This window comes from Streptomyces harbinensis, assembly GCF_900116145.1.
Lineage (GTDB): Bacteria > Actinomycetota > Actinomycetes > Streptomycetales > Streptomycetaceae > Streptomyces > Streptomyces carpaticus.
On record NZ_FPAB01000009.1, the window covers coordinates 58,889 to 84,967 of the forward strand.

General features: G+C 73.3%; 23 protein-coding genes. 9 read left to right on the plus strand and 14 right to left on the minus strand.

Translation table 11 applies throughout. The features are described from left to right. Positions 1-33: 33 nt before the first annotated feature. Complete coding sequence (gnd, locus tag BM385_RS22050) at positions 34-1,470, plus strand: NADP-dependent phosphogluconate dehydrogenase (protein ID WP_093844150.1); 1,437 nt, start codon at positions 34-36, stop codon at positions 1,468-1,470. A gap of 69 nt (positions 1,471-1,539) precedes the next feature. On the opposite strand, the gene BM385_RS22055 is transcribed toward gnd, so the two are convergent. Next, complete coding sequence (locus BM385_RS22055; protein ID WP_019432603.1) at positions 1,540-1,815, minus strand: DUF2087 domain-containing protein; 276 nt, start codon at positions 1,813-1,815, stop codon at positions 1,540-1,542. Between the two features lie 76 nt (positions 1,816-1,891). Here BM385_RS22055 and ligD point away from each other — a divergent pair, with 76 nt between their 5' ends. Beyond that, entirely contained in the window at positions 1,892-2,854 is a 963-nt protein-coding gene (gene ligD / locus BM385_RS22060) for a non-homologous end-joining DNA ligase (RefSeq protein ID WP_093844151.1), read from the plus strand. On the opposite strand, the gene BM385_RS22065 is transcribed toward ligD, so the two are convergent. The 4 genes from BM385_RS22065 to BM385_RS22080 all read right to left on the minus strand — a co-directional run bounded on the left by BM385_RS22065 (position 2,844) and on the right by BM385_RS22080 (position 7,219). Next, positions 2,844-3,797, minus strand: a complete 954-nt coding sequence (locus tag BM385_RS22065; protein WP_175543080.1) for a carbohydrate ABC transporter permease — start codon at positions 3,795-3,797, stop codon at positions 2,844-2,846. The two genes, ligD and BM385_RS22065, sit on opposite strands and share 11 nt — an antisense overlap. Next, a complete protein-coding gene (locus BM385_RS22070) occupies positions 3,794-4,843 on the minus strand; it encodes a carbohydrate ABC transporter permease (RefSeq protein WP_019432606.1) in 1,050 nt (349 codons plus the stop codon). The genes BM385_RS22065 and BM385_RS22070 overlap by 4 nt, the downstream gene beginning before the upstream one ends. Then, entirely contained in the window at positions 4,843-6,090 is a 1,248-nt protein-coding gene (locus tag BM385_RS22075; RefSeq protein WP_093844152.1) for a sugar ABC transporter substrate-binding protein, read from the minus strand. The genes BM385_RS22070 and BM385_RS22075 overlap by 1 nt, the downstream gene beginning before the upstream one ends. A gap of 67 nt (positions 6,091-6,157) precedes the next feature. Next, on the minus strand, positions 6,158-7,219 hold the full coding sequence (locus BM385_RS22080; protein ID WP_019432608.1) for a LacI family DNA-binding transcriptional regulator: 1,062 nt from the start codon (positions 7,217-7,219) through the stop codon (positions 6,158-6,160). A 122-nt stretch (positions 7,220-7,341) separates the two neighbouring features. Here BM385_RS22080 and BM385_RS22085 point away from each other — a divergent pair, with 122 nt between their 5' ends. Next, on the plus strand, positions 7,342-9,441 hold the full coding sequence (locus BM385_RS22085; protein ID WP_093844153.1) for an amylo-alpha-1,6-glucosidase: 2,100 nt from the start codon (positions 7,342-7,344) through the stop codon (positions 9,439-9,441). 60 nt (positions 9,442-9,501) lie between these two features. On the opposite strand, the gene BM385_RS22090 is transcribed toward BM385_RS22085, so the two are convergent. From BM385_RS22090 to BM385_RS22115, 6 genes are all read right to left on the minus strand, one after another. After that, entirely contained in the window at positions 9,502-11,406 is a 1,905-nt protein-coding gene (locus BM385_RS22090) for a Dyp-type peroxidase (protein ID WP_093844154.1), read from the minus strand. Between the two features lie 130 nt (positions 11,407-11,536). Further along, positions 11,537-12,307 carry an SGNH/GDSL hydrolase family protein gene (locus BM385_RS22095; RefSeq protein WP_093844155.1) on the minus strand — a complete coding sequence of 257 codons (771 nt, stop codon included), beginning with the start codon at positions 12,305-12,307 and terminating at the stop codon, positions 11,537-11,539. A gap of 126 nt (positions 12,308-12,433) precedes the next feature. Further along, on the minus strand, positions 12,434-14,467 hold the full coding sequence (locus BM385_RS22100; protein ID WP_093844156.1) for a DUF2264 domain-containing protein: 2,034 nt from the start codon (positions 14,465-14,467) through the stop codon (positions 12,434-12,436). Continuing rightward, positions 14,464-15,324: a carbohydrate ABC transporter permease gene (locus BM385_RS22105; RefSeq protein ID WP_093844157.1), complete on the minus strand. Its 861-nt coding sequence runs from the start codon at positions 15,322-15,324 to the stop codon at positions 14,464-14,466. Before BM385_RS22105 ends, BM385_RS22100 begins: the two co-directional genes overlap by 4 nt. Next, positions 15,321-16,283 (minus strand): carbohydrate ABC transporter permease, encoded by a 963-nt coding sequence (locus BM385_RS22110; protein WP_037755563.1) that lies wholly within the window; start codon positions 16,281-16,283, stop codon positions 15,321-15,323. Before BM385_RS22110 ends, BM385_RS22105 begins: the two co-directional genes overlap by 4 nt. Next, positions 16,280-17,536: an ABC transporter substrate-binding protein gene (locus BM385_RS22115; protein WP_175543081.1), complete on the minus strand. Its 1,257-nt coding sequence runs from the start codon at positions 17,534-17,536 to the stop codon at positions 16,280-16,282. Before BM385_RS22115 ends, BM385_RS22110 begins: the two co-directional genes overlap by 4 nt. Before the next feature lie 187 nt (positions 17,537-17,723). Here BM385_RS22115 and BM385_RS22120 point away from each other — a divergent pair, with 187 nt between their 5' ends. Then, entirely contained in the window at positions 17,724-18,821 is a 1,098-nt protein-coding gene (locus BM385_RS22120; RefSeq protein WP_093844159.1) for a substrate-binding domain-containing protein, read from the plus strand. Between the two features lie 210 nt (positions 18,822-19,031). Here the strand turns inward: BM385_RS22120 and BM385_RS22125 are convergent, their stop codons facing one another. Beyond that, positions 19,032-19,439: a site-specific integrase gene (locus BM385_RS22125; RefSeq protein ID WP_019432617.1), complete on the minus strand. Its 408-nt coding sequence runs from the start codon at positions 19,437-19,439 to the stop codon at positions 19,032-19,034. 189 nt (positions 19,440-19,628) lie between these two features. Here BM385_RS22125 and tatA point away from each other — a divergent pair, with 189 nt between their 5' ends. The 3 genes from tatA to BM385_RS22135 all read left to right on the plus strand — a co-directional run bounded on the left by tatA (position 19,629) and on the right by BM385_RS22135 (position 21,460). Continuing rightward, positions 19,629-19,865, plus strand: coding sequence for a Sec-independent protein translocase subunit TatA (tatA, locus tag BM385_RS22130; protein ID WP_019432618.1), 237 nt, complete (start codon positions 19,629-19,631; stop codon positions 19,863-19,865). A 194-nt stretch (positions 19,866-20,059) separates the two neighbouring features. Next, positions 20,060-20,134 carry a putative leader peptide gene (locus tag BM385_RS28415; protein ID WP_354340346.1) on the plus strand — a complete coding sequence of 25 codons (75 nt, stop codon included), beginning with the start codon at positions 20,060-20,062 and terminating at the stop codon, positions 20,132-20,134. Between the two features lie 168 nt (positions 20,135-20,302). Further along, the gene (locus BM385_RS22135) at positions 20,303-21,460 is read left to right on the plus strand and encodes an LLM class flavin-dependent oxidoreductase (RefSeq protein ID WP_093844160.1); all 1,158 of its coding nucleotides are present in this window, start codon (positions 20,303-20,305) and stop codon (positions 21,458-21,460) included. Between the two features lie 55 nt (positions 21,461-21,515). Here BM385_RS22135 and ssuE read toward each other — a convergent pair whose 3' ends face one another. Next, entirely contained in the window at positions 21,516-22,067 is a 552-nt protein-coding gene (gene ssuE, locus BM385_RS22140; protein ID WP_093844161.1) for an NADPH-dependent FMN reductase, read from the minus strand. 447 nt (positions 22,068-22,514) lie between these two features. After that, positions 22,515-23,282, minus strand: coding sequence for a class I SAM-dependent methyltransferase (locus BM385_RS22145; protein ID WP_093844162.1), 768 nt, complete (start codon positions 23,280-23,282; stop codon positions 22,515-22,517). A 157-nt stretch (positions 23,283-23,439) separates the two neighbouring features. On the opposite strand from BM385_RS22145, the gene BM385_RS22150 reads away from it, so the two are divergent. Both BM385_RS22150 and BM385_RS22155 read left to right on the plus strand, forming a co-directional pair. Beyond that, entirely contained in the window at positions 23,440-24,873 is a 1,434-nt protein-coding gene (locus BM385_RS22150) for an MFS transporter (protein WP_093844163.1), read from the plus strand. A gap of 51 nt (positions 24,874-24,924) precedes the next feature. Continuing rightward, positions 24,925-26,043, plus strand: a complete 1,119-nt coding sequence (locus tag BM385_RS22155; protein WP_354340302.1) for an ATP-grasp domain-containing protein — start codon at positions 24,925-24,927, stop codon at positions 26,041-26,043. Positions 26,044-26,079: the final 36 nt, after the last annotated feature.

Consider the following 26,079-nt stretch of genomic DNA (forward strand, 5'->3'; position numbering starts at 1 on the left):
CGACCACGACCCCGAGCGGCGGGAGATGACACGATGACGGGACAGGCGCAGATCGGTGTGACCGGACTGGCGGTGATGGGGCGCAACCTGGCGCGCAATCTCGCCCGGCACGGCCATGTGGTGGCGGTGCACAACCGGACGGCGGCCAGAACCCGGCAGCTGGTGGAGGAGTTCGGCCACGAGGGTGAGTTCGTGCCGGCGGAGTCGGCGGCGGATTTCGTGGCCTCGCTGCGCCGCCCGCGCCGGCTGGTGATCATGGTGAAGGCGGGGGCGGCCACCGACGCGGTGATCGAGGAGTTCGCGCCGCTGCTGGAGAGCGGCGATGTGATCGTGGACGGCGGCAACGCGCACTTCGAGGACACCCGGCGGCGCGAGGCGGCGCTGCGCGAGCGCGGGCTGCACTTCGTGGGCTGCGGCATCTCCGGCGGTGAGGAGGGCGCGCTGAACGGCCCGTCCATCATGCCGGGCGGTTCCGCCGAGTCCTACCGGAGCCTGGGCCCGCTGCTGGAGTCGATCGCCGCGCAGGTGGACGGCGAGCCGTGCTGCACGCACATCGGCCCGGACGGGGCCGGCCACTTCGTGAAGATGGTGCACAACGGCATCGAGTACGCGGACATGCAGCTGATCGCGGAGGCCTACGACCTGCTGCGCCGGGTGGCGGGTTACGAGCCGGGGCGGATCGCGGAGGTGTTCCGCACCTGGAACCGGGGGCGGCTCGATTCGTATCTGATCGAGATCACCGCCGAGGTGCTGGGGCACACCGACGCGGCCACCGGCCGGCCGTTCGTGGACGTGGTGGCGGACGCGGCGGAGCAGAAGGGCACCGGGCGGTGGACGGTGCAGACGGCGCTGGACCTCGGGGTGCCGGTGTCCGGGATCGCGGAGGCGGTGTTCGCGCGGTCGCTGTCGGGGCACGGCGCGCTGCGCGAGGCCGCGCAGCGACTGCCCGGGCCGGTGCGCCCGGAGCTGCACCCGGACGACGCGGCGCAGTTCGCGGACCAGGTGGAGGCGGCGCTGTACGCGTCGAAGATCGTGGCGTACGCCCAGGGCTGGCACCAGATCACGGCGGGCAGCGCGGAGTACGGCTGGGACATCGATCCGGGCGCGGTGGCGGCGATCTGGCGGGGTGGCTGCATCATCCGGGCGCGGTTCCTGGACGAGATCCGGGCGGCGTACGCGGACGGGAAGCCGCCGGTGACGCTGCTGACGGACCCGACGTTCCGGGAGGCGCTGGAGCGGGCGCAGAACGCCTGGCGGCACGTGGTGGCCACGGCCGCGCAGCTGGGGGTGCCGGCGCCGGGCTTCTCGGCGGCGCTGGCGTACTACGACGCGCTGCGGGCCGAGCGGCTGCCGGCGGCGCTGGTGCAGGGGCAGCGGGACTACTTCGGGGCGCACACCTACCGGCGCACGGACCGGGAGGGGGCCTTCCACACGCTGTGGGGGCAGGACCGTTCGGAGGTGGAGGCCTGAGCGACGGACGGGACGGGGCGGGCGGGTGCCGGTGGGCGCCCGCCCGCCCCGTCCCGTCGGGGTGCTCGCTCAGTGGGCCCGGCGGTAGCTCGCGCCGTCGCGGGTGCGGGTGAGCAGTCCGGATTCCACGAGGTAGCGGCGCAGGGCGGGGGCGTCGTCGTGGACGGTGCGCAGGGCGGCGTTGACCTCGGGTTCGCGGTAGGAGCGGCCGGGTTCGAAGAGGGTGTCGGCGAGATGGGCGAGCAGTTGTCCGCGCCGGGCGCTGCGGCGCGGGATGGCGATCAGCCGCCCCCCGTTGAACAGGGCGGTCACATCGTGGGCGGTTCCGGTGGGGTCGTCCGTCATGAGCGGAAGAGTGGCAGCGGGGCGCCGCGTCGGCAACGTGTTTTGCGCGGCCGTCGGCGGCGGGTGTACTGGGGGGATGCGGGAGGAGGAGGTGCCGGAGTGGGTGCCGCCGATGCTGGCGGTGGAGGGTGAGCCGCCGGTGGGCGACCGGTGGGGGTACGAGTTCAAGTGGGACGGCTACCGGTGCTGTCTGCGGATCGGCGCGGGCGGCGGGGTGCGGGCGACCAGCCGGGCGGGGAACGACTTCACCGGCCGCTATCCGGAGCTGGCGGAGATCGGCGCGGGTCCGGTGGTGCTGGACGGGGAGATCGTGGCGCTGGACGCGGCGGGGCGGCCGGATTTCGGGCTGTTGCAGCGGCGGGCCCAGCCGCCGTTCACGCCGGTGGTGTTCTTCGCGTTCGACGTGCTGTGGCACGGCGGGCGGTCGCTGCTCGCCGAGCCGTACCGGGAGCGGCGGGCGGTGCTGGACTCGCTGGCCGGTGTGGCCCCGGAGCGGCTGGCGGTCCCGCCGTACGTGCCGGGGTCGGCGGCGGGTCCCGGCGAGTTGCTGGAGGTGGCGCGGGCGAACGGTCTGGAGGGGCTGGTGGCCAAGCGGCTGGACGCGCCGTACCGGCCGGGGCGCCGTTCGGCGCTGTGGGTGAAGAAGCCGCTGGTGCGCACCCAGGAGGTGCTCATCGGCGGCTGGCAGCCGGGGGCGGGGCAGCGCGGGGGGACGATCGGTTCGCTGCTGGTGGGGGCGTACGGCGCGGGGGGCGGGCTGCGGTATCTGGGGCGGGTGGGTTCGGGGTTCACCCGGGGGATGCTGGCCGAGTTGCTGGAGTTGCTGGAGCCGCGCTCCCGGGCCCGGCCGCCGTTCGCGGACGCGGTGCCGGCCGCGCACGCGCGCCGGGCCCACTGGGTGGACCCGGCGCTGGTGGGTGAGGTGGCCTACCGGGCGTGGACCCGGGACGGGCGGCTGCGGCAGCCGTCGTGGCGCGGGCTGCGGCCGGACAAGGCTCCCGGTGAGGTGAGGGTGGAGGGGCCGCCGCTCACTCCTTGACCGATCCGGCGTTGGCGCCGCGGATGAAGTAGCGCTGGAAGCAGAAGAAGAGGATGGCCACCGGGATGGTGGACAGCGCCGCCGCCGCCAGCTTGAGGGGGTACTGGGTGCCGCTGCCGAGGCCGCCGGCGACGAAGCGCGCCAGGCCGGTGGTGAGGGTCTCGTACTCGGCCGACTGGGTGGAGACCAGGAAGTGGGTGAACTCGTTCCACGAGCCCTGGAAGGAGAGGATGGTGAGGGTGATCAGCGCGGGTCTGGCCATGGGCAGGACGACCGACCAGTAGATCCGGAAGACGCCGGCGCCGTCGATCCGGGCGGCCTCCTCGACCTCCCGGGGCACGGATTCGAAGAACTGCTTCATGATGAAGATGCCGGCCGCGTCCACCAGGAGCGGGATCACCATGCCCGCGTAGGTGTCGAACATGCCGAAGGTGGACAGCACCAGGAACTTGGGGATCAGCAGCACCACGCCGGGCACGGCCATCACGGCGAGCAGCAGGACGAACAGCAGTCTGCGGCCGGGGAAGCGGAGCCGGGCCAGCGCGTAGCCGGCCATCGAGTCGAACAGCACCCGGCCGGCCGTGACCAGCACGGTGACCAGGGCGGAGTTGCCCAGCCAGCGCAGGAACGGCACCGTCTCGTGGGATTCGGCGATCCCGAACAGCCGCTGGTAGGCGGCGGCGGTGGGGGTGCCGGGCCACAGGGCCAGCGGGTTGGCGGCGGCGTCCGGGTCGGTCTTGAAGCTGGTGGCCAGCTGGATGACGAACGGCAGGACGTACAGCGAGGCCAGCGCGATGATCAGGGTGTAGCCGGCGATCCGCCAGGGCAGCCGGGTGCGGCCGAGGACGGGGCGTTCGGCGGCACGGGCGCGGCGCGGGCGGCGGGTGGTGCGCGGGGGGCGCGGGGCCCGGGTGTCCGGTTCGACCGGGGTGGTCGGGGTCATCTGCGCCTCCCTTGGCGGGGGTTGCGTTCGCGCAGCAGCCAGCGCTGGGCGCCGGTGCACGCGAGGACGATCGCGAAGAGGATGAAGGCGATGGCCGCCCCCTGTCCGTAGTCGGCGTTCTTGAACGCGGACTGGTAGGACATGAACGCCGGGGTGAGGGTGGTGTTCCCGGGGGCTCCCTGGCCCATGACGTACACCATGTCGAAGACCTGCCAGCTGCCGATCAGGGCGAGGGTGAGCACCAGGAAGAGCACCGGGCGCAGGGCGGGCAGGGTGACGTGGCGCAGCAGTTGGCGGCGGTTGACGCCGTCGAGGGCCGCGGCTTCCTCCAGTTCGCGGGGGATGTCCTGGAGCGCGGCCAGGAAGATGAGCATGAAGGTGCCGGAGGTGGTCCAGGTGGCCAGCAGGATCATGGTGGACATGGCCACCGAGGGTCCGGAGAGCCATTCGAACCAGGACAGGCCCATGAAGCCGTGGTCGGTGAGGAAGCCGGAGGGGTGGTTGGGGTCGGCCAGGCCGAGGTTGCCGAGGGTGACCCAGACGATGCCGCGCGGGTCGGCGAACCAGTTGGGGCCCTTGACGCCGATCCAGGAGAGCAGGCTGTTGACGGCGCCGCTGCCCTGGAAGAGGAAGAGGAAGATGGTGGAGACGGCGATGGTGCTGGTGACCGAGGGGAAGTAGAAGGTGGTGCGCAGCAGGGAACGGCCGCGCAGCATCCGCTGGTTGACGATCATGGCCAGGGTGAGGCCGAGGCCGGTGGAGAGCGGGACGAACAGCAGGACGTAGTAGGCGTTGTTGCGCAGCGAGGTGGCGAACAGGGTGCGGTCCAGGCCGTCCTCGGTGAGCAGACCGCGGTAGTTGTCCAGGCCGACGAAGGTGGCCTGGCCGCCGGTGAAGGGGTTGGACTGGCCGTTCCAGTCGAGCAGGCTCACCCACAGCGCCATGACGATGGGCAGGGCCAGGAACAGCCCGAGGACAAGGACCGAGGGGCTGACGAACAGCCAGCCCCAGGGTCCCTGCCGGCCGCGCAGTGCGGGCTTGTGCATCAGTTGCCCGCTCCCAGGGCCGCCTCACCGTAGCTCTGGAGGTCCGCGAGGATCCTGGCCGGGTCGGCGGTCCGCAGGGATTCCAGGTCGGTGTTGAACTGGCCCACGACGCGGTCGAAGCCGCCCACGGTCACCGGGCCCTGGACGCCGTCGCCGCTGGCGCCCCAGGCTTCGGTGCCGGGGTGTTCGGCGAGGTAGTCGGCGGCGGCGGACTCCCGGGAGGGGACGGCGCCGAACGCGTTGCCCATGGCGATCTGCTGGTCGGGGCGGGTGAGGAAGTCGACGAGTTCGACGGCGGCGTCGCGGTGGGCGCTCTGCTGGGCGACACCCCAGCAGTTGGTGAAGGCGAGGGTGCCGGGTCCGGCCGGGCCCTCGGGCAGCGGCAGCACGGTGTAGTCGATGCCGGGGAAGTCGGTCTCCAGCGCACCGGCCAGCCAGCTGCCCTCGATGGTCATGGCGGCGGTGCCCTTGCCGAAGGCTTCGCCGGCCCAGCCGGCGTCGACCTCGGTGGCGAACTTCCAGGTGCCCTCCTGGAGCATGCCCTGGACGAATTCCAGGGCCTGGAGGTTCTCGGGGCTGTCGGCGGTCATGGTGGTCTGGGCGGGGTCGGTGATCCAGCCGCCGGCCTGCCTCATGAAGGCGCCGAGCCGCTGGTACTCGCTGCTGGTGACCAGGCCGGTCACCGAGCCGTCGGTGAGTTCGCCGGCCACCCGCCGCAGGTCGTCCCAGGTGGCGGGGTAGTCGTCCGGGGTGAGTCCGGCTTGCTCCCACAGGTCGTCGTTGATGACCAGGCCGAGCGAGGAGGTGTCCTTGGGAACGCAGACCAACTGGTCGTCGTAGGTGAAGGACTGGCGCAGCGTCGCGGAGAAGTCCTCGACGTCGGTGATGTGCTCGCCGTAGGGGTAGAGGGAGCCGCCGGAGGCGTAGTTGGCGAACTGGTGGGTCTCGACGTAGAAGACGTCGGGCGGGTTGTTGCCGGCGAATGCCTGACCGAGCTGCTGGTTGAGGTCCGAGGCGACCTGGACGTCGACGGTGTTGCCGGACTCCTCCTCGTAGGCGCTCGCGGCGGCGCGGACGGCGGCGGTCTCGGCCTCGCCGGAGGTGCCGATGAGGACGGTCAGCTCCTGCTTCCCGCCGGTCTTCTGCTCGGTGTCGCCCCCGTCACCGAAGGAGGAGGAGCAGCCCGCGGTGGCGAGCAGGGTTATGCCGGTGGTGAGGGCGAGCAGGGTGGTGCGTCTGGGGGCCATGGCTCTCTCCGTTGAGGTGCGGCTCGATCGTAGAAAAGGTCCGATGAATCGGGAAGAGTCGGATATGTCACATGAGGGGGCGGGGCGGGGCGCTGGATTCGCGGACCGCCAGCCGGGGTTCGAGCAGGATGTGCTCGGGTTCCCGGTCCGGCTCGGCGATCCTGGCCAGCAGCAGCCGGACGCACTCGGCGCCGATCACGTCCATCGGCTGGGCGAGGGTGGTCAGCCCCGGTGAGACGAGGGCGGCGGCCGGTGAGTCGTCGAAGCCGGTCACGGCCACGTCGTCGCCGGGGGTGAGGCCGCGTTCGCGCAGCGCCCGGTAGGCGCCCATGGCGAGGGTGTCGGAGGCGCACACGATGGCGTCGGCCCCGGTGTCCAGCAGCCGCAGGGCGACGGTGCGCGCGGCGTCCACGTCGTCCACGCTCTCGGCGCGCAGTCCCCGCACCGGCAGTCCGTGCCGGCGCAGCGCCGCCTTCCAGCCCTCGGCGCGGTCGTCACCGGCACCGGAACCGCGCGGCCAGCCGAGGAAGGCGACTTTGCGGTGCCCGCGCTCGGCGAGGTGGTCCACGGCCCGACCGATGCCGGCGGCGCCGTCCACATCGACCCAGTCGCCGATCTGCTTGTCGGACCACATGCGGCCGAAGGCGGTGAAGGGGATGTGGTGCTTGGCCAGCCACGCCTGGCGGCGGTCGCCGCGGTCGGTGTCGCTGAGGACGAAGCCGTCCACGCTGTAGTCGTCGACGAGTTCCTGGTACGGGGCGAGCAGCCGGGATCCGGCCGGGACGGCGAACAGCAGGATGCGGTGCCCGGCCTCCTCGGCGGTGTGGGTGAGGGCGTGCAGAAAGCGGTCCATGACCGGGGTGGTGCGGTCCACGTCCACCGACTGCACGCCGTAGCCGATCAGCCGGCTGGAGCGGGTGCGCAGGGTCTGGGCGGCGCGGTGCGGGCGGTAGCCCATGGCGTCGATGGCGGCGCGCACCCGCTCCAGCGTCTCGGGGCGCAGCAGTTCGGGGGCGTTGATCGCGTTGGAGACGGTCTGCGGGGACACCCCGGCCCGGCGGGCGACCATGGCGAGCGTGACACCTCCCGCCTTGCCCGACGACGACCGGCTGGTGGGCGTACGCGCCATCGCTGCCTCCTGAGCACCGCACGTGGATGGATTGGAGCGATCCACAAGGATTGCCGCAGCTGTGAACTGCATCTACATTTCTTGGAACGCTCCAATGACTGAGAAGATTGGTATCCCCGCTGATGAGTGTCAAGTCCTCGGCGATAACGAACGAGCCGCAGGCCGACCCCGCCGCCGTGCCGGGCATGCAGCCCTTTCTGCACGACGCCTGCGTCACGCTGTACGCGCCGAGCTTCGCCGTCTCCCGCCCCGACGGGCAGCTGCGGCGAGGCGTGGACGGCTTCTACCACAGTGACCGCCGGGCGCTGGCCCGGCTGGAGGTAGCGGTGGAGGGCGTGCCACTGGCCCCGGTCGGCGGTGGCCCGGAGGGCGCCGACACCGCCCGGTTCCGGTCCGTGCTGCGCGGCGTGGCCCAGGCGACGGCCGACCCGGCCGTCACCCTGGAGCGGCTGCGCTCGCTGACGGCGGGCGAACTCACCGAGTCCTTCGAGATCGCCAACCACGGCGCCACCCCGGCCCTGGTCCGGGTGCTGATCACCGCCGGCACCGATCTCGCGCCGATGGACCGGGTGAAGTCCGGGGCCGTGACCGCCCCGGTGGCGCCTGAGGTCACCGGCGCGGGACTGGTGTGGCGCGGCGAGGGAGGCACCGTGACCCTGACCGCCGCCCCCGCCCCGGACGCGATCGGCGCGGACGGGGTGCTGCGCTACGAGGTGGCGCTGGGCCCCGGACAGCGGTGGGACGCGGAAGTGGTGTGCGTCGCGGGCGAGGACACACCGCCGCCATTCACCGCGCCGCGCCCGGGCACCGTGGCGTGGCCGGTGCCCGAGGTGCGCAGCGCGGACCGGGCGCTGGACGCCTGGGTGGCGCAGTCGGACGCCGATCTGCGGCGGCTGCTGCTGAGCGATCCGCTGGCGCCCGAGGATGTGTTCGTGGCCGCCGGGGCGCCGTGGTTCGCCACGCTGTTCGGCCGGGACTCGCTGTGGGCGGCGCGGATGCTGCTGCCGCTGGGCACGGACCTGGCGGCGAGCACGCTGCGGGTGCTGGCCCGCCGGCAGGGCACGGTCACCGACGCGCGGACCCAGGAGCAGCCGGGGAAGATCCTGCACGAGGTGCGGCGCGAGGCGCTCACCGTGGAGGAGGGCGTGGTGCTGCCGCCGGTGTACTACGGCACGGTGGACGCCACCCCGCTGTGGGTGACACTGCTGCACGACGCCTGGCGCTGGGGGCTGGCCGAGGAGCGGGTGGCGGCGCTGCTGCCGCACGCCGAGGCGGCGCTGGCCTGGATGCGCGACCACGGCGACGCGGACGGCGACGGGTTCCTGGAGTACATCGACTCCACCGGCAGCGGGCTGGCGAACCAGGGCTGGAAGGACTCCGGCGACTCCATCCGCTTCCGCGACGGGCGGCAGGCCACCGCGCCGATCGCGCTCTCCGAGGTGCAGGGTTACGCGTACGAGGCGGCGATGGGCGGCGCCGCGCTGCTGCGGGCCTTCGGGCGGCCGGGCGCGGACGGCTGGGAGGAGTGGGCGCAGCGGCTGAAGTCGCGGTTCCGGGAGCGGTTCTGGGTGTCGGACGCGCGCGGGGCGTATCCGGCGATCGCGCTGGACGGCGACAAGCGGCCGGTGGACTCGGTGACCTCGCAGTTCGGGCATCTGCTGGGCACCGGGCTGCTGGACGCGGAGGAGAGCGCGCTGCTGGCGGCCCGGCTGGGCGGTGCCGAGCTGGACTCCGGGTTCGGGCTGCGGACCTACAGCTCTGCGATGGGCGGGTTCAATCCGCTGGGCTACCACGTGGGGTCGGTGTGGCCGCACGACACGGCGATCGCCGTGCACGGGCTGACCCGGGCCGGGTTCCCGGCCGAGGCGAGCGCGCTGGCGGCGGGCCTGGTACGGGCGGCGGACGCCTTCGACGCGCGGCTGCCGGAGCTGTTCGCGGGCTGGGGCAGCGAGGTGAGCGCGCGTCCGCTCCCCTACCCGGCCTCCTGCCGGCCGCAGGCGTGGGCGGCGGCATCCTCGGTGCAGGTGCTGGCCTCGGTGCTGGGGATCACGGCGGACGTGCCGGGCGGCACGGTGACGGTGGTGCCGCGGGTGGGTGAGCGGTTCCGGCCGCTGCGGGCGGCGGGGCTGCGGATCGCGGGCGCGCCGCTGGAGATCGCGGTGGACGCCGACGGCGGGACGCGGGTGCGCGCGCCGGAGGGGATCGAGGTGCGGCGCGGCTGAACCGGCCGCCGCGCACCGGGCCGTACTGCGGGAATGCGGGCCCGGTGCGCGGGGCGCGGGTCAGTGCGCGGTGTCGCTGTGCCACACGGTGTCGCCGTCCGCGGTGCGGATGGAGACATCGCCGTCGGTGCCGACGACGAGGGTGGCACCGGGGTGGCCGCCGGTGCCCAGGCTCCACAGGACGTCACCGGTGGGGCCGTTGAGGACCAGGTCGCCGTCCTCGGTGAAGGTGCCGCCGGCGACGGCCGGGTTGGTGTTGTCCGAGACCCACAGCTGCTGCTCGTTCTCGTCGCGGACGGTGTAGTTGTTGCCCTCCAGGCGGAAGCGGGCCTTGTGGGAGCTGATCACCTCGAAGCGGCGCAGCGCGGTGCCGCCGGCCACCACCTGGTCGCTGGGCGGGTCGCCGCCGATGGGCACCTCACCCTCGGCCAGCCGGCGCAGCGCGGTGAGGGAGGGGGTGAAGGCGTAGACGGCGCCCTCGGTGCGCACGAAGCGCTCGAAGCGCAGCGGGCACACCGCCGTCTCGCCGGTCCGGGAGGGGAAGGAGACATCGGTGTCGCGGCCGATGAGCGGGTCGCGGCCGACCACGTCGCGGCGGTCGGGGAAGTTCTCGGCGTCCACCCAGCTGGCCTGGACGAATTCGTACTGGGCGACGAGGTCGGACTGGTAACAGATGAAGACCAGGCCGCGCGGGGCGTCGGCGCGCTGGGCCGGGGTGCCCTGCGGGTCGTAGGGGCGGCCGTAGGGGATGCTGCGGCGGATCAGCCGGCGGCCGTCCAGCATGCCCTTCTCCTCGACGATCGGGCCGCCGTCGCGGCGCGGCTTGAGCCCGTCGCGGGGGTTGGTCTTGCGCAGGTGGGAGAAGAGCGGGGTGACGCGGCCCTCCAGGTCGTCGGCGAAGCTGACGTCGTTGTCGCTGTCGGCGCACGGCGGGGTGGGCACGTCGGTGTCGGGGCACTTGGCGACCGGTGCGCCGGAGGGCCAGCGGCCGATGAGCCGGGAGGCGAGCCACTCCTTGGTGGCCTCCTCGGGGACGGCTTCGTGCTCCTTGAGGACCTCCAGGTTCTGTTCGATCTGTCCCCACCAGCCGGGCACGTCCTGGGCGAGGCGGCGCACCACCTGGAAGGAGCCGTTGCGCATCCAGCCGGGGAGCCCGGCCGGCCAGCGGTGGTCCGGGGGCATGCCGACGACGAACTCGCCGGGGGTGATCAGCCGGGTGCCCGGCTTGGTGCGGTGGTAGTCGGGGCGCTCGGGGTCCTCTTCGTCGAAGTCCCGCACGCCGGGCTGGCTGATGCCGTCCTTGAAGCCGAAGTGCTCGGTGCCCCGCAGGTGGTCCTTGAGGGTGTTGCCCTCCTGTTCGAAAACGACGGCGACGTGCTGGGCGGCCATCCAGGCGCGTTCCTCCTCCAGGGCGGCCTGGAGGTCGGCGTGCCGGTCGGCGGCGAGGGTGAGCACGAGATGGACGGGGTGCTGGTGCTCGCCGCCGAACAGCCAGTGCTCGGGGTCGCTGTCGTCGAGGTCGCCGACGATCTCCTTGCGCGAGGCGGCGCCCTGCGCGAAGGCTTCCTGGGTGGTGCCGCGCGGGATGTCGCTGAACGGGGCGCCGCCGAGCAGTTCGGTGAGGCCGGCGTAGGTGAAGGCGACGCCGCGCCACACCGCCGTGAGGTCGGCCGGGTCCTCGCCGGCGGCGTAGCGGCGGGCGCGGCTGAAGTCGGCGTTGAAGGCGGCCACGTCCCGGGTGGTGGCGATGCGCTCGTGGAGCCTGCGCAGCCAGATCCTCGCGCGTCGCCGGTCCTTGAACTTCGCGAGGATCAGCTGGACGTGGTCCTTCTTGAAGCCGGCGAGCACGTCGCCCTGGATGTCGGTGGACAGCCGCAGCGGCAGCGTGGGCTGGGCGGCGGCGCTCTGTCCGGGGATGTCGGCCGTGGCGGGGGTACGGGTGGGGCGGGTGGACGAGTGGACCATCGACTCTCCGGGGATGGACGGATCCGACGCGTCGGAGTGGATTCCGGGCGTGCGCCAGCGAACTTATCCATCCGGTGCTTCTTCTGAGTGGTTTTGCGCCGTGTGTCCACTCGTCCGTGGGAATGACGCGTCAGACGGCCCCGGTGAGCGTGTCGACGACGGCCGGGTACCAGCGGTCGGCGATCTTGCGGGTTCCCGAGTCGTTCGGGTGGACGCCGTCGGTGGTGTCGGCGGTGGTGGAGAAGCCGGTCCACTGGTCGACGACGGTGAGGGGGGAATCCGTGGTGGTCAGGGCGGCGGCCCAGCCGGGTATGGCCGCGTTGAGGTCGGTCACGCGCTCGCCGCAGGCGGCGCAGTCGGCCGGGGCCATCGGGATGATCTGGGCGACGAGGATCCGCATGTGCGGGTTGGCTTCGCGCATCTGCCGGACCAGCGTGGTGTACGCGTCGAGGATCGCGGAGGTGGTGCGGGCGCTCCACACGTCGTTGGTACCCAGGTGCATCAGCACAACGTCGGGTGTAGTGGCGGCGAGCCAGCCGGGAAGCAGGTTCTGCTCGGCGATGCCGGTGGCGAGGAAGCCGCCGTGTCCCTCGTGTTCGCCGTCGTGCGGGAAGCCGCAGCCCTGGGGGGCCTGGGTGCCGACGAAGTCGATGTCGGTGTGTCCGGCGTCCACCAGATCACGCCACAGCAGGGCGCGCCAGCAGCCGGGGGACCCGGTGATCGAGTCACCCAGCGGCATGATGCGGGTGGCGGCGGTGGAAGCGGGGTGCCCGGCGGCGCGGGCGGTCCCGGTCTGGGCGAGGGTGAGGCCGAGCAGAGCGAGGGCGAGGGCCAGGACGAGGGCGTACCGGGGTGCGGTGCGCCGGGCGGTGAGCGCGGTGGGGGCGGTGTGGGGGTTCATGCGGGGCGGCTCCCGGAGTCGGGTCGGCCGGGCAGGCGGCAGTGCCGCGGGTCCCGGTGCAGCCCCCACCGTGTGACGCTCACATGGTGCCCGAGCCGGGCGGGTCGGGGAAGGTGGCGGACGCGGTCACAGGGTGAGGGCGCGGGTGGGGCCGCCGGGCCAGTGGACGGTGAGGGTGGTTCCGGCCACGGTGACGGTGGGCGGCTCGGGGAGCGGGGCCTGCGGTCCGGGGTTGCCGAGGTAGAGGGCGACGGCGTGGACATGCCCGTAGGGCAGGGGGTGGGGGGTGAGGTAGTGCGGGGTGGCGCTGTGCGGTCCGAGGGCGTTGGTGTGCCGGTCGCGGTGGACGGTGGGGGTGCCGTCGTCCGGGCGCAGGAGGAACAGCGCGCTGGTGAGGCCGTCGCGTCGGCGGACGAGGGCGTGCCCGGCGGTGGTGTCCTCCTTGGGGGGTTCGGCGGCGGCCAGTGGGTGGCCGCCGACGCGCAGCCGCAGCGGCGGCCCGGCCGGGGCGTCGGCGTCGGCGTCGTTGGGGGTGACGCGGATCAGCCGGATCTCCCAGGGGCCGTGCAGCAGCGCGGCGGTGGTGATCCAGGGTCCGGCCGGCCAGCGGTCGCGGTCGGCGGCCTCCTCGGTACCGTCGGCGGGCGGTGGCCAGTGGGCGCGGTGCCGGGAGACGGCGGTGTCCTCGGTCAGGGCGACGCGTTCGAAGGGGGTGCGCTGGGAGGGGGTGCCGTCCGCCATGAGCAGCGCGACATGGCTGTCGTGGAGTTGGGCGAGGTCGGCCGGATCGCGGTGGCGGGCGTCGCCGTCGCGGGCGTGGGCCTGCGGGTCGGGGTGCGGTCCGGCCGGTGCGGGGCGGAGCGGGGCGAGTTCGGGCGCGGTGTGGGTGGTGTAGGCGTGCCGGGCGTAGAACGGGTCGTCGCGGGCGGGCCGGTCGGGCGGGGTGTGGTCGGTGCCGTGGTTGGCGACGCGGACGATGCCGTCGGCGCGGGTGCCGGCGGCGATCCAGCCGGGTGCGGCCATGGCCCGTACGAAGTCACCGCGCTCCACGGGCAGCGGCTCCTCGGTGGCGGTCCACAGCGGGTGCTCCCCGGGCAGCAGCAGGACGGCGAAGGCCTTGGACGCCCAGTAGGGCGAGGCGGGCCCCGAGTAGTGCTGGCGGATCCGAGGGAAGGGGTGGTGCCAGCCGAGGCTGAGCAGGCCGTCCGGTGCGGTGGCCCCGTGGTCCAGGAAGTGCCGCACCATGCCGGAGACGGCGCGGCGGGTGAGTCCGGGGGCCAGGGCCCCGGTGTCGAAGAGGGCGCCGGCCGCGAAGGGGGCGGCGGCGGCGAACCGGTAGGTGAGGGAGCGGCCCTGGAGCAGCGGTGACCCGTTCGCCGCCACCAGGTGGGCGGCGTCGTCGAGGAAGGCGGCCAGCCGCCGCCGGTAGACGGTGGTGCGGGCCGGGTCGGCGTGGCCGGCGGCGATGCGGGAGTACCACAGCGGGTACAGGTGCATGGCCCAGCCGTTGTAGTGGTCGTAGTTGCGCAGCCGGCCCGGGGAGCGGGTGCCGTCGCTGTACCAGCCCTCGCCCGCGTACCAGGTCTCGGTGGCCTCGATGGCGTGGTCGATGTCGTCGGGGGCGTAGGGGGCGCCGGCCGAGCGCAGGAAGGCGCTGACCACGGCGCGGAACCAGACCCAGTTGTTGGGGGGTACGGCAGCGCCGCACACCTCGCGCAGCCAGTCGACGGTGCGCTGCCGTACCGCGTCGGGCAGCCGGTCCCACAGGAGCGGGCGGGTCTCGTGCAGGGCGATGGCGAGGGAGGCGGCCTCGACCCGGGCCTGCGGCAGTTCGGCGGGGCGCGGCCAGCGGTGCGGGCCGGTGGGGTCGGTGCCGGCGGCCAGGCCCTCGGCGTACGGGGCGAGGAGGCGTGCGGCGTGCTCGTGGTCGGTGGTGCCGGCGGCGCGGAAGGCGGCGAGCAGGAAGGTGCGGGCGAACCCTTCGAGGCCGTCGCTGTGGGTGCCGGAGCCGCTCGCGGGCCCGGGGAGATGGATGAGGGAGCCCTCGGGCCCGGCGTGCGGGCGTACGGCGGCGAGCAGGGTGTCGGCGGTGTGTTCCCAGTGCTGCCGGGTCCAGCCGGTGTGCGGGGAGCGGATGAGGTCGGGTTCGGGGGCGGTCATTTGAGGCTTCCTTCGGCCATGCCGGCACGCCAGCGGCGTTGCAGCGGGATGAACAGGGCGAGCAGCGGCAGGGTGGCGACGGCGGAGCCGACGACGACCATGCGGGTGTAGTCGGGGTTCTGGCCGACGGCGGAGTTCCAGGTGAACAGGCCCTGGCCGAGGGTGAACAGATCGTTGTCGGTGATCATCACCAGCGGCAGGAAGAAGTTGTTCCAGATGCCGATGAACTGGATGAGGAAGATGGTGAGCGCGCCGGGGGCCATCAGCCGCAGCCCGACCTGGAAGAAGGTGCGCAGCTCGCCGGCGCCGTCGAGGCGGGCGGCTTCCAGGAGTTCGCCGGGTATCGCGCCGGAGGAGTAGGCGCGGGCGAGGTAGACGCCGAACGGGTTGACCATGACGGGGATGAGGACCGACCACATGGTGTCGGTGAGCTGGAAGTTCGACATCAGCAGGTACAGCGGTACGACGATGGCGGTGTTGGGGACGAGGACGCCGGCGATGACGAGGGCGTACCACTTCCCCTTGCCGCGGAAGTCGAACTTGTCGAAGGCGTAGCCGGCGGCGACCGAGAGCAGGGTGGCCGCGGCGGCGCCGCCGAGGGCGTAGACGGCGGTGTTGAGGATCCAGCGGGCGAAGATGCCGTCGTCCTGGCGGAAGAGGTCGGCGATATTGCCGAGGACGTGGAAGCCGGCCGAGGGCGAGAAGCCGTTGGACGCGTACAGCTCGGGCAGGGTCTTGGTCACCCCGAACAGCAGCCAGATCAGCGGCATCAGGGTGTAGAGCGCGGCGATGGCGACCAGGGTGGTGGCGGTGGCGCGGCCCGTCCAGCGGTTGCCGGTGGTGCGGGGCGTGGTCATGGCGCGCTCCTGCGGTGGGCGAGTTTGGTGACGGTGAAGGAGAGCACGCCGGCGAGGGCGGCGATGAGGACGGAGACGGTGGCCGCGTAGTGGTAGTCGTTGGAGTTGAACGCGGCGGCGTAGGCGAGCATGTTGGGGGTCCAGGTGCTGGTGACGGAGCTGTTGCCGGCGCTCTGGACGATCTGCGGCTCGGTGAACAGCTGGAGCGAGCCGATGATGGTGAAGAGGGTGACCACGAACATCGCGGCGCGGATCTGCGGGAGTTTGACCAAGACGGCGGTGCGCAGTTCGCCGGCGCCGTCGAGGCGGGCGGCTTCCACGGTGGAGGCGGGGACGGCGCGCAGGGCGACGTAGATGAGCACCACGTTGAAGCCGAGGGACTGCCAGACGGCGATGTTGACCAGGGAGAGCAGCACGGTGTTGCCGCCGAGGAAGTCGACTTCCGCGCCGAGTCCTTCCAGTCCGTCGATGATGGGGCTCAGGCCCGGGGTGTAGAGGTAGACCCAGACGATGGCGGCGATGAGTCCGGGCACGATGTGCGGCAGGAACAGCACGGTGTGGAAGAAGCGGCGGGCGGCGGTGAGCGCGCTGTCGAGCAGCAGGGCGAGGGCGGCGGCCAGGGTGATGACGAGCGGTACGTAGATCAGGCCGTAGAGCAGGACGCGCCCGGTGCCGGTGAGGAAGGTGGGGTCGGTGAGGGCGCGGACGTAGTTCTCGGCTCCGGCGAAGACCCGGGTGGGGCCGTCCCAGCCGATGCCGGTGAACTTCTCCCGGTAGAGGCTGAGGACCAGGGCGTAGCCCATGGGGGCGATGTAGGTGAGGGCGAAGAGGGCGAAGAACGGGCCGAGCAGCCACAGGACGGCGCGGGGCCGGCGGGTGCGGGTGGCGGCCCGGGGGCGGGCGGGTGGTGCGGCGGTGGCCATGGCGGTCCCTGGGTGGCTGGGGGGCGGGGCGGTCATTCGGGGACGGTGAAGCCGCGCTGCCGCAGCTGGTCGACGGTGGCGTCCTGCCAGCGGGCGAGGGCGGTGCGGATGCCCTCGGGCCGGCCGATCCACGCGGTGGCCTCGTCGACCAGCCGGGCGAAGCCCTCGGTCATGTCGGGGCCCCATTCCCAGGCGGGGTTGACGGTGCGGGCCGCGGCCCCGGCGGCGGCCGGCAGGTCCATGCCGGCGACGTAGGGGTTGGCCGCCTCGATGGCGGTGCCCCAGTGGTCGGTGAGCGTGGTGTTGGCGGGGTAGGAGGTGTTGACCTGGGCGACGGCCTCCACCGCGTCCGGTGAGGTGGAGACCCAGCGGATGAACTCCATGGCTTCCTCGGGGTGGTCGGCGCCGCGCGGGACGGCGAGGGAGGAGCCGCCGTAGTTGCCGCTGGCCGGTCCCTCGGGCCAGGCGGGGAGCGGGGCGGCGCCCCAGCGGCCGGCGAGGTCGGGGGCGAAGCGCTGGATGTTGGCGGCGGTCCAGGGGGCGGCCAGCACGGTGAGCGAGGTGCCCTGCTGGAGCTGGGTGACGTGCTGTTCGGCGAAGGTGGGCCGGGCGGTGACGAGACCGTCGTCGACGAGGGATTCCCAGTAGCCGGCGAAGCGGGCGCCGGCCTCGTCGGTGGCGTCCACCTGCCAGTGGCCGCTGCCGGAGTCGAACCAGCGGGCACCGGCCTGCCAGGCGAGGCCGGCGAGCAGCGCGGCGTCGTTGGTGCCGAAGTTGGTGAGGGTGACCCCCGGGTGCTCGGCGGCGACGGTCTCGGCGGTGGTGCGGAACTCCTCCCAGGTGGTGGGCGGGGTGAGTCCGTACTCGGCGAACAGATCGGTGCGGTAGAACATCACCGTGGGGCCGATGTTCATCGGCAGCCCGTACACCTGGCCGCCGAGGGCCACTTGCCGCCAGGCCCAGTCGGGGTACTGGTCGCCGAGGTCGGTGACGCCGTAGGGATCGAGGGGCTGGAGGACCTGCTGGGTGACGAAACCGGGCAGTTGCGGGTACTCGACGGCCACTACGTCGGGGGCTTTGCCGGCCTTGACGGCGTTGAACATCTTCGAGTAGCCGCCGGCGGTGCCGGCGGGCACCTTCTCGAAGGTGACCCGGATGTGGTCGTGGGTGGCGTTGAACCGGTCGGCGAGTTCCTGGGAGCCGGAGGTCCACGACCAGTAGGTGAGGGTGACCGGCCGGTCCTCGCCGGTGCCGGGGACGGCGCAGGAGGCGAGCAGCAGCGCTGCCATCAGCAGCGGAACGATGCGTATGGCACGGCGACTTCGGCGTCTGAACACGGCGGCGGCTCCTTGGGTGACGTGTGCCACTGCACCCTGGACCAGAAGCGACAACGCGTCAATAGAAAAGAACAGATTCATTCATAAGCAACCATGGGCATCAAGTAAGCTCCATGCACAACCACGAAGGGATGGCCACATGCTGGTGGAACAACGGCAGGAGCTGCTGCTCCAGGAACTGCGGGCCACCGGCGCCGTACGGGTGGCCGAACTCGCCGAGCGGTTCGGGGTGTCGGCCGGCACCATCCGCCGCGACATCGCCGAACTCGCCGATCTGGGGCGGCTGACCAAGGTGCGCGGCGGCGCGGTGCCGGCGCAGCGCGCCGTGGCTCCGCCCGCCCCCGGCGGCGGCCCCGAGCCGGAGGCGCCGGCCGATCCGCACCGGCCCACGATCGGGCTGCTGGTGCCCTCGGCCACCTACTACTACCCGCGGGTGGTGGCCGGGGTGCGCGAGGTGGCGGCGCGGTACGGGGCGCGGGTGGTGATCGGGCTGAGCGACTACGCCCAGCCCCGGGACGAGCGGCAGATCGAGGAGCTGTGCGCCTCGGGAGCGGACGGGCTGCTGATCGCCTCCACCGGCGGCCACACCGTACCCCCCGCGGTACTGGCCCGGCTGCGGGCCACCGGGCGGCCGTTCGTGCTGCTGGAGCGGCGCCCTCAGGAGCCGGACGATCCCTGTGAGTTCGTGGTCTCCGACCACGCCACCGGGGCCGGGCGCGCGGTGCGGCACCTGCGGGACCTCGGGCACCGCTCGGTCGCGCTGTTCACCGCGGGCAGCCCGACCGCGCCGCTGGTGCGCGAGGGGTACGAGCGGGCGGTGCGGCAGCTGGAGCTGGATCCGGGCGCGCCGGTGGCCGGGGCGGACGAGCCGGCTTCGGGCACCCCCGCCGCCGTGGCGCGCTACGACGCCTTCATCGAGGAGTGCCGGGCGCACGGCACCCGGGCGGCGCTGGTGCACTCCGACCAGGACGCCATCGAACTGCTCCAGCGGCTGCGGGCCAAGGGGCTGCGCACCCCGGACGATCTGGCGCTGATCGCCTACGACGACGAGATCGCCTCACTGGCCGAGGTACCGCTCACGGCGGTGGCCCCGCCCAAGCGGCAGCTCGGGGAGGCAGCGGCCCAGTTGCTGCTCGACCGGCTGCCGGCGCGGGCGGAGCTGGCGCCGCGTCAGGTGGTGCTCCAGCCACAGCTGACGGTGCGCGAGTCGTGCGGGGCGGCGAGCGCCGGGGCGTGAGCGGGGCGGGGCGGGGCGGCGGGGAAGGCGTCACGAGCCGGCCGGGTGCACGGGGACGCGCACTTCTGACGCCCGGTGGATACTTGTGGCACTTCGTTGGCTGTGCCGGCCGAGCGGCGGTGAGCGAGGAGGGCTCACCGCCGGCGACGGTCCGGTACGGCCCCCGCCGTCCGGAATCCGTCGTGGTGCGTGCGCAGCGATGGCGTGGACTCAGACCGTGGCCCGGTGGCGCTTGCCGCCGATCCGGAAGGCGTGGATGGCGCAGCCGTGTTCGACCGCGGCCCGGGTGGCTTCCTCCCAGGTGAGCGCCCGGGGCCCGGCGGCGAACAGCGGGCCGGAGGTCCGGTCGCCGATCACGGCGGTGAGCAGGGTGGCGGCGCGCTCGGAGATCGGGATGTCGCCGCCGTCCGGGAGCGCGGCGGCCCGCGAGGCGGCCTCGGGGCGGATCCTGCGGCTGCCGAGGTCGATGTCGGGCACTTCGAGGGACAGCAGGTCCATCACCCGCACCTCGCTCTCCCACAGCAATTGCCACAGCGCCCGGTGCGCGATGTCGATGGACTCGTCGGAGAGAAGGGCCGTCAGCCGGTCGAGCGTGACGGATTCCGCGGTGGTCGTCATGGCCACGCAGTATCCACCCTTTGCCCATGGCCCGTAAGAAGTACGGGCGGTTTGTGACCGGGTGATCCACTTCTGTGTCCTCGGTGTGTCCATTACCGTGCCATTGCTCCCTCTTTACCCGGTTGCATTACAGTGCGATCACCGGGGGTATCGCGACACCCCGCGGGGTGAGAGAGACGAGGTGACCCCATGGGCCAGATCGGACCCACGCATCTGCTGGTCGTCGCCGTGGTGGTGCTGGTGGTCTTCGGTTCGAAGCGCCTGCCGGACACCGCGCGGGCGCTCGGGAAGTCCCTGCGGATCCTCAAGAGCGAGACCGCCGCCCTGCGCACCGACGACCAGCCGCAGCCGCCGGTGCCGGCCCCGCCGTCCGTACCGGACGTGCCGGCCGCGCGGGAACAGCGGCAGCCGCCGGTGAGTTCGTAGCCTCCCGCACCATCACGCCCCGCGTGCCGCCCCGGCCCGCGGGGCGTTCCGCTGCCCGGCGGGCCGCCCCCGGTACCGCTCCCGGCCCTCCACCCGGGCCCGGACATTGCGCCCGATGACGGCCGTGTGACGGCCATGCCGCCCGCCCCGGGAGCGCCTTGACCCCGGACCGGCGGCTGGTTACGTTCACCCCCATGCGGATCCCTGTGCGGCTCACCCGGCGGCGTGCCGTGGACCTGATGCGCGTCACCACCGCGATCTGTCGCTGAGAACACGCCCCGGCCCCTCCCCCGTTTCCCGGCCGCCCGCCCGCGCCCCGGCCGCTGCCCCTCCGTGCCCGCGCGCCGTGCCCGGCGCCGCGCGCACGCCCGGACGACGGCTGCCCGGGCCGGCCCCCACACACCGCGCCGCCCGCTCCCGCCCCGAAAGGTGTGCCGATGCCCGAGCCGTCCTCACCCGTCCCGCTGTCCGTCCTCGACCTGGTGCCGGTGGTCTCCGGCTCCACCCCCGGGCAGGCGCTGCGCCGCAGCGTCGAGCTGGCGCAGCACGCGGAGGCGGCCGGGTACCGGCGGTACTGGGTGGCCGAGCACCATCTCGCGGACGGAGTGGCGAGTTCGGCGCCGGAGCTGGTGATCGGTCTGGTGGCGGGCGCCACCGGGCACATCCGGGTCGGCTCGGCGGCGGTGCAGCTGGGGCACCGCACGGCGCTGTCGGTGGTGGAACAGTTCGGCACCCTGGACGCGCTGTATCCGGGGCGGATCGATCTGGGACTCGGCCGCTCCGGGCACCGGGCCGGTCCCGGCGGCGGTGCGGGGCCGGTGGTGCCGCAGGAGCACCGGGCGGCGCGGTGGGTGGACGGCGTGCTGATCCCGCCGCCGTTCCGGCCCCGGGCGCTGCTCGACTCGCCGTACTTCACCGCGCAGCAGGAGCTGTTGCGGCTGCCGGGTGCACAGGCGCCGGGCTACCCGGAGCATGTGGACGCCATCGCGGAGTTGCTGGCCGGCGAACACCGGGTGCCGCGGGGCGACACGGCGCACCCGGTCCACGCGGTGCCGGGCGAGGGCGCCGGTCTCCAGCTGTGGGTGCTGGGCTCCAGCGCCGGGGAGAGTGCCCGGGTGGCCGGCGAGCGCGGTCTGCCGTTCGCGGCCAACTACCACGTCAGTCCGGGGACGATCCTGGAGACGGTGGCGGCCTACCGGGACGCCTTCCGGCCCTCCGAGCGGCTGGCGCGTCCGTATCTGGTGGTCTCGGCGGACGTAGTGGTGGCGCCGGACGACGGCACGGCGCGGCAACTGGCGGCCGGCTACGGGCTGTGGGTGCACTCCATCCGCTCCGGGCGGGGCGCGATGCCCTTCCCCTCGCCCGCGGAGGCGGCCGGGCACCGGTGGACGGCGGCGGACCGGGCGCTGGTGGCGGACCGGGTGGACACCCAGCTGGTCGGCTCGCCGGACACGGTGGTGGCGGGGCTGCGGCGGCTGCGCGCGGTCACGGACGCCGACGAACTGCTCATCACCACGATCACGCACGGGCACCGGGACCGGGTGCGCTCCTACGCCCTGCTGGCCGACGCCTGGTACGGGCGGGGCGCGGCGTGACGCACCGCCGCCCCCGGCGGCGGGGACGGTGGTGCGTGCGGCGGCCGGCCCTCGCTCAGGCGCGGCTCAGCTGCGCGGCCCGGGTGAGGGCCGAGGAGAACTGGTCCAGCACGTGGTCCAGCGGTTCGGCGGTGGCCGGATCGACGGTCACGGTGCCGTCCGCCTCGGTGGTGATGTGCCGGTCGAGGACGAACCAGCCCTGGGTGATGTGGGCGGCGCCCATGGCGGAGAGCACGGGCCGCAGCGCGTAGTCGATGGCCAGGACGTGCGCGGTGGTGCCGCCGGTGGCCAGCGGCAGCACGGTCTTGCCGGTGAGCGCGTACTGCGGGAGCAGGTCGAGCAGCGATTTGAGCAGGCCGGAGTAGGCGGCCTTGTAGACGGGGGTGCCCACGACGACGCCGTCGGCGTCCCGCAGCAGGGTGTTGACCCGTTCGATCGCGGGGTGGGTGGGGTCGGCGCCGGTGAGGGCCTGCGGCGGCAGGGCGCGGGCGTCCAGCGGTACGACCCGGTGGCCCTGGAGGGTGAGCCGGGCGTCGAGGTGGCGCAGCAGGCGGACGGTGCGGGAGGTGGGTGAGGGGCTGCCGGAGATGGACAGGACGGTGGCCATGGCGGGGTTCCTTCGTCGGGAGGCGAGCGGGGGCGGGTCGGCACTCCGCTCGGTGCGGGGCGGGGTGACCGGGCGGTGCGGGCGCCGCCCGGCCCGTACGCCTTCTCCCGCCGGGGGCCACGGGGCACGGACGCGTGCGATGCCCGTTTGGTGGTGCCGGGGGGCGCGCACGGCAGGAAGCCCGCCGGGCACGCGGCAGTGCGGGCCCGGGGGCACGGGGAGGGAGAAGGGGGTACGGGGCCGGGTTCGGGGACGGGGGTCCGCGCGCACCGCGCGGCCGTGCGTCAGGGGGTCAGTGGTGGATCCGACAGATGGCGCCGGCGACGCGGGCGAAGTCCACGCAGCGGCGGCGGGTCAGGATCTGAACACCAGGCATAGCAGGATGCAAGCACGGGTGGCGCGACGGCGTCAATGGCAGCCGCGCCGGGTGCGGGGGGTGCGGCGGCGTCAGGGGCCGGGCTTGCGTGCCTCGATGAGGAACCGGGTGGTGTGGGCGGTGAACGGGCCCTGTTCCCGGATGTGTTGGTGCAGCCGGCGCAGGGCGGGCAGGTGGCGCTCGACGGTGAAGCCGGGCACGATCCAGACAACCTTGCGCAGGAACCAGACGACGGCGCCGATGTCGTGGAAGACGGTGCGCAGGGTGGCGGTGCGCAGGTCCACCACCCGCAGTCCGGCGGCCTCGGCGGCGGCCCTGGCCGCCTCGGGTTCGCGGGGGTCGGGTTGCGGCCAGGGACCGAGGAAGTACTCGCCGAGTTCGGCGACGCTGCGCGGGCCGACCTCCTGGGCGAGGAAGGCGCCGCCGGGGCGCAGCACCCGGGCGATCTGCGGCCAGTCGGTGCGGACCGGGTGGCGGGCGCTCACCAGGTCGAAGACGCCGTCGGGGAAGGGCAGCCGGCCGTCGTCCCCAGGGACCGTGACGACCACGCCGCGCGGGCCGAGCCGGGCGGCGGCGAGGGCGGCGTTGGGCGGCCAGGACTCGGTGACGGCCATCAGCGGCGGCAGGACGGGGGCCTCGTCGAGGACCTCGCCGCCGCCGGTGTCCAGGTCGAGCGCGGAGTGGACAGTGGCCAGCCGCCGGCCCAGCAGCCGGGCGTACCCCCACGGCGGGCGTTCCTCGGTGGCCCGGCCGTCCAGCCAGGAGAAGTCCCAGCCGTCGACGGGTGCCCGCCGGGCCTCCTCGACGAGCGTTTCGAAGTCATCGTGGTGTCGCCCCATCGCCCCACCCTGGCAGGGTGGGGCGCCGTCCCGCCACCGGATACGGCGGACGGGCGGCGGGCGGGGCGGTCGGCGCGGTCGGCGCGGGTGGTGGGATATCGGCGCCGGCTGGGGGAGGCTGCGGGTGCGGTCATGGCCGACGGAGAACGGGAGTGAGATGTCCGGTGCACGAGCCCACGAGAGCGCCGATGAGCTGCCGCGCGGCCGGCGGTACCTGGTGCTGGCGATCTGCTGCATGTCGTTGCTGATCGTCAGTCTGGACATCACGGCGCTGAATGTGGCGCTGCCCTCGCTGGGGCGGGAGCTGGAGGCGGATGTGTCGGGGCTCCAGTGGACGGTGGACGCGTACACCCTGGTGCTGGCGTCGTTCCTGATGCTGTCGGGTTCGATGGCGGACCGGCTGGGGCGGCGGCGGGTGTTCAGCGTCGGTCTGGTGGTCTTCACCAGCGGGTCGCTGCTGTGCGCGCTGGCGCCGGGTCTCGGGTGGCTGGTGGTGTTCCGGATGCTCCAGGCGCTGGGCGGTTCGATGCTCAATCCGGTGGCGATGTCGATCATCAGGAACACCTTCCACGATCCGAAGGAACTGGCGCGGGCGATCGGGATGTGGGGCGGGGTGGTCGGGATCTCCATGGCGGCGGGGCCGATCGTGGGCGGGGCGCTGGTGCAGTGGTTCGACTGGCGGGCGGTGTTCTGGATCAACATCCCGGTCGGGCTGACGGCGCTGGTGCTGACCCGGCGGTTCGTGCCGGAGTCGCGGGCCCGGCGGGCGCGGCGGATCGATCCGGTGGGGCAGGCGCTGGTGATCCTGCTGCTGGGGTCGCTGACCTTCGGCATCATCGAGGGCGGGCGCGGGGAGTGGACGAGCCCGTGGATCATCGGCTGTTTCGTGGTGGCGGTGCTGTCGGTGCCGGCGCTGGTGGGTTACGAGTCGCGCCGCGCGGATCCGCTGATCGACCCGGAGTTCTTCCGCAGCGCGCCGTTCAGCGGGGCGAGCGCGATCGCGGTGAGCGCGTTCGCGGCGCTGAGCGGTTTTCTGTTCCTCAATACGCTCTATCTCCAGAACGGGCGGGGGCTTTCCGCGCTGGAGGCGGGCACGTATCTGCTGCCGATGGCCGGGGTGACGCTGGTGCTGGCGCCGGTGTCGGGGTGGCTGATCAACCGGTACGGTGCGCGGCTGCCGCTGTTCCTGGCGGGGCTCGCGCTGACGGCGAGCGGGCTGATGTTCGCGCTGTGGCAGGCGGAGAGCGACAACGCGCGGCTGTTCACCGCCTATGTGCTGTTCGGGGTCGGTTTCGGGCTGGTGAACGCGCCGATCACCAATACGGCGGTGACCGGGATGCCGCGCGCCCAGGCCGGGGTGGCGGCGGGGATCGCCTCGACGAGCCGGCAGGTCGGGTCGGCGCTGGGGGTGGCGATGGTGGGAACGGCGCTGGCGGCCGGTTCGCAGCACGCGGGGTGGTGGATCATCACGGTCTGCGCGCTGCTGGTGCTGGGGATCGGGCTGCTCACCAGTGGGGCGTGGGCGATGCGTTCGGCGGAACGGACGGCGGAGCGGCTGGCGGCGTCGGGGCAGCGGCCGGGAGCGCACTGAACCGGGCTTTGTCGGAATATGCGTGCGCCGCGGGAAACATGGGGGTCATCAATGCAGGCTATTATCCGTTTTCACGATGACCCGCTTTTCTGCGATGACGGGAGTACGGAGATAGCCCTACGCATATGGCTCAGCAGCGCGGGAGCCGCCAGTACTCAGGTGATGCGCATGTTGCGCGAAAACCCCGAGTCCGCCGCCGTACGGATCTACGGCACCAATATCAGCGCGACCGCGCCCGCGCTGATGGCCTGTGATGTGGCCGAGGTCGAACCGTATCGCGTCAACGATCATGTCTATGCCGAATTCGCCCTGGACTTCTGCCGCCGGCACGGCATCGACGTCCTGATCCCGCCGCGGAGGCTGGACGCACTCGCCGGACGGGCCGAGGAGTTCGCCCGGGCCGGCACCCGTCTGATGTGCGCGCCGCCGGCCGCGGTGAACGTCCTCACCAGCAAGAGCCGCACCTACGAGGCGGCCCGGGCGGCGGGCATCCCGGTACCCGAATGGCGGGTGGTGCGCGACGCCGACCAACTGCGCACGGCCGTCGAGGAACTGGGCCGCCCCGGGGAGAGCCTGTGCATCAAACCGGCCGGTGAGTACTCGGCGTTCGGTTTCCGCATCTTCGACGACGGGCCGCTGCGGCTGCGCGATCTGCTGGAGGCGCCCCGGCCGCTGGTGTCGGTGACGGCGGTGGCCGACGCGCTGAAGCGAGCGGCGGACGAGGAGGAGAAGGTGCCCTCGTTCATCGTGATGCCCTATCTGGAGGGACCCGAGGTGAGCGTGGACACGCTCTCCGCACCCGGCGGCCGGCTGCTGGCCGCCGTTCCCCGGGCCAAGGACGGGCGCTACCGGCTGCTGCTCGACGATCCGGAGGCGACCGGGATCGCGCGCGCCGTGGTCGAGCACTTCGGGCTGGCCTATCTCGCCAATGTCCAATTGCGCCGGCTGCGCGGGGCTTCGGTGCTGCTGGAGGCGAACCCGCGTCCCTCGGCCGGTGTCTACCAGACCGCCTTCAGCGGGCTGAATCTGCCGTGGGCGGCCGTCCGGCTGCTGGTGCACGGCGATCCGGGGGAACTTCCCCCGCCCCGGCTCGGCGGCCGGATCGCGGTCACCGAGACGGCGGCCGAGGTGCACCCGGCCGTCACCGCCCCGGCCGCGCACGGAAGCTGAACATCCGACCGCCAAGCTCGCCCCCGGGCTTGGCGG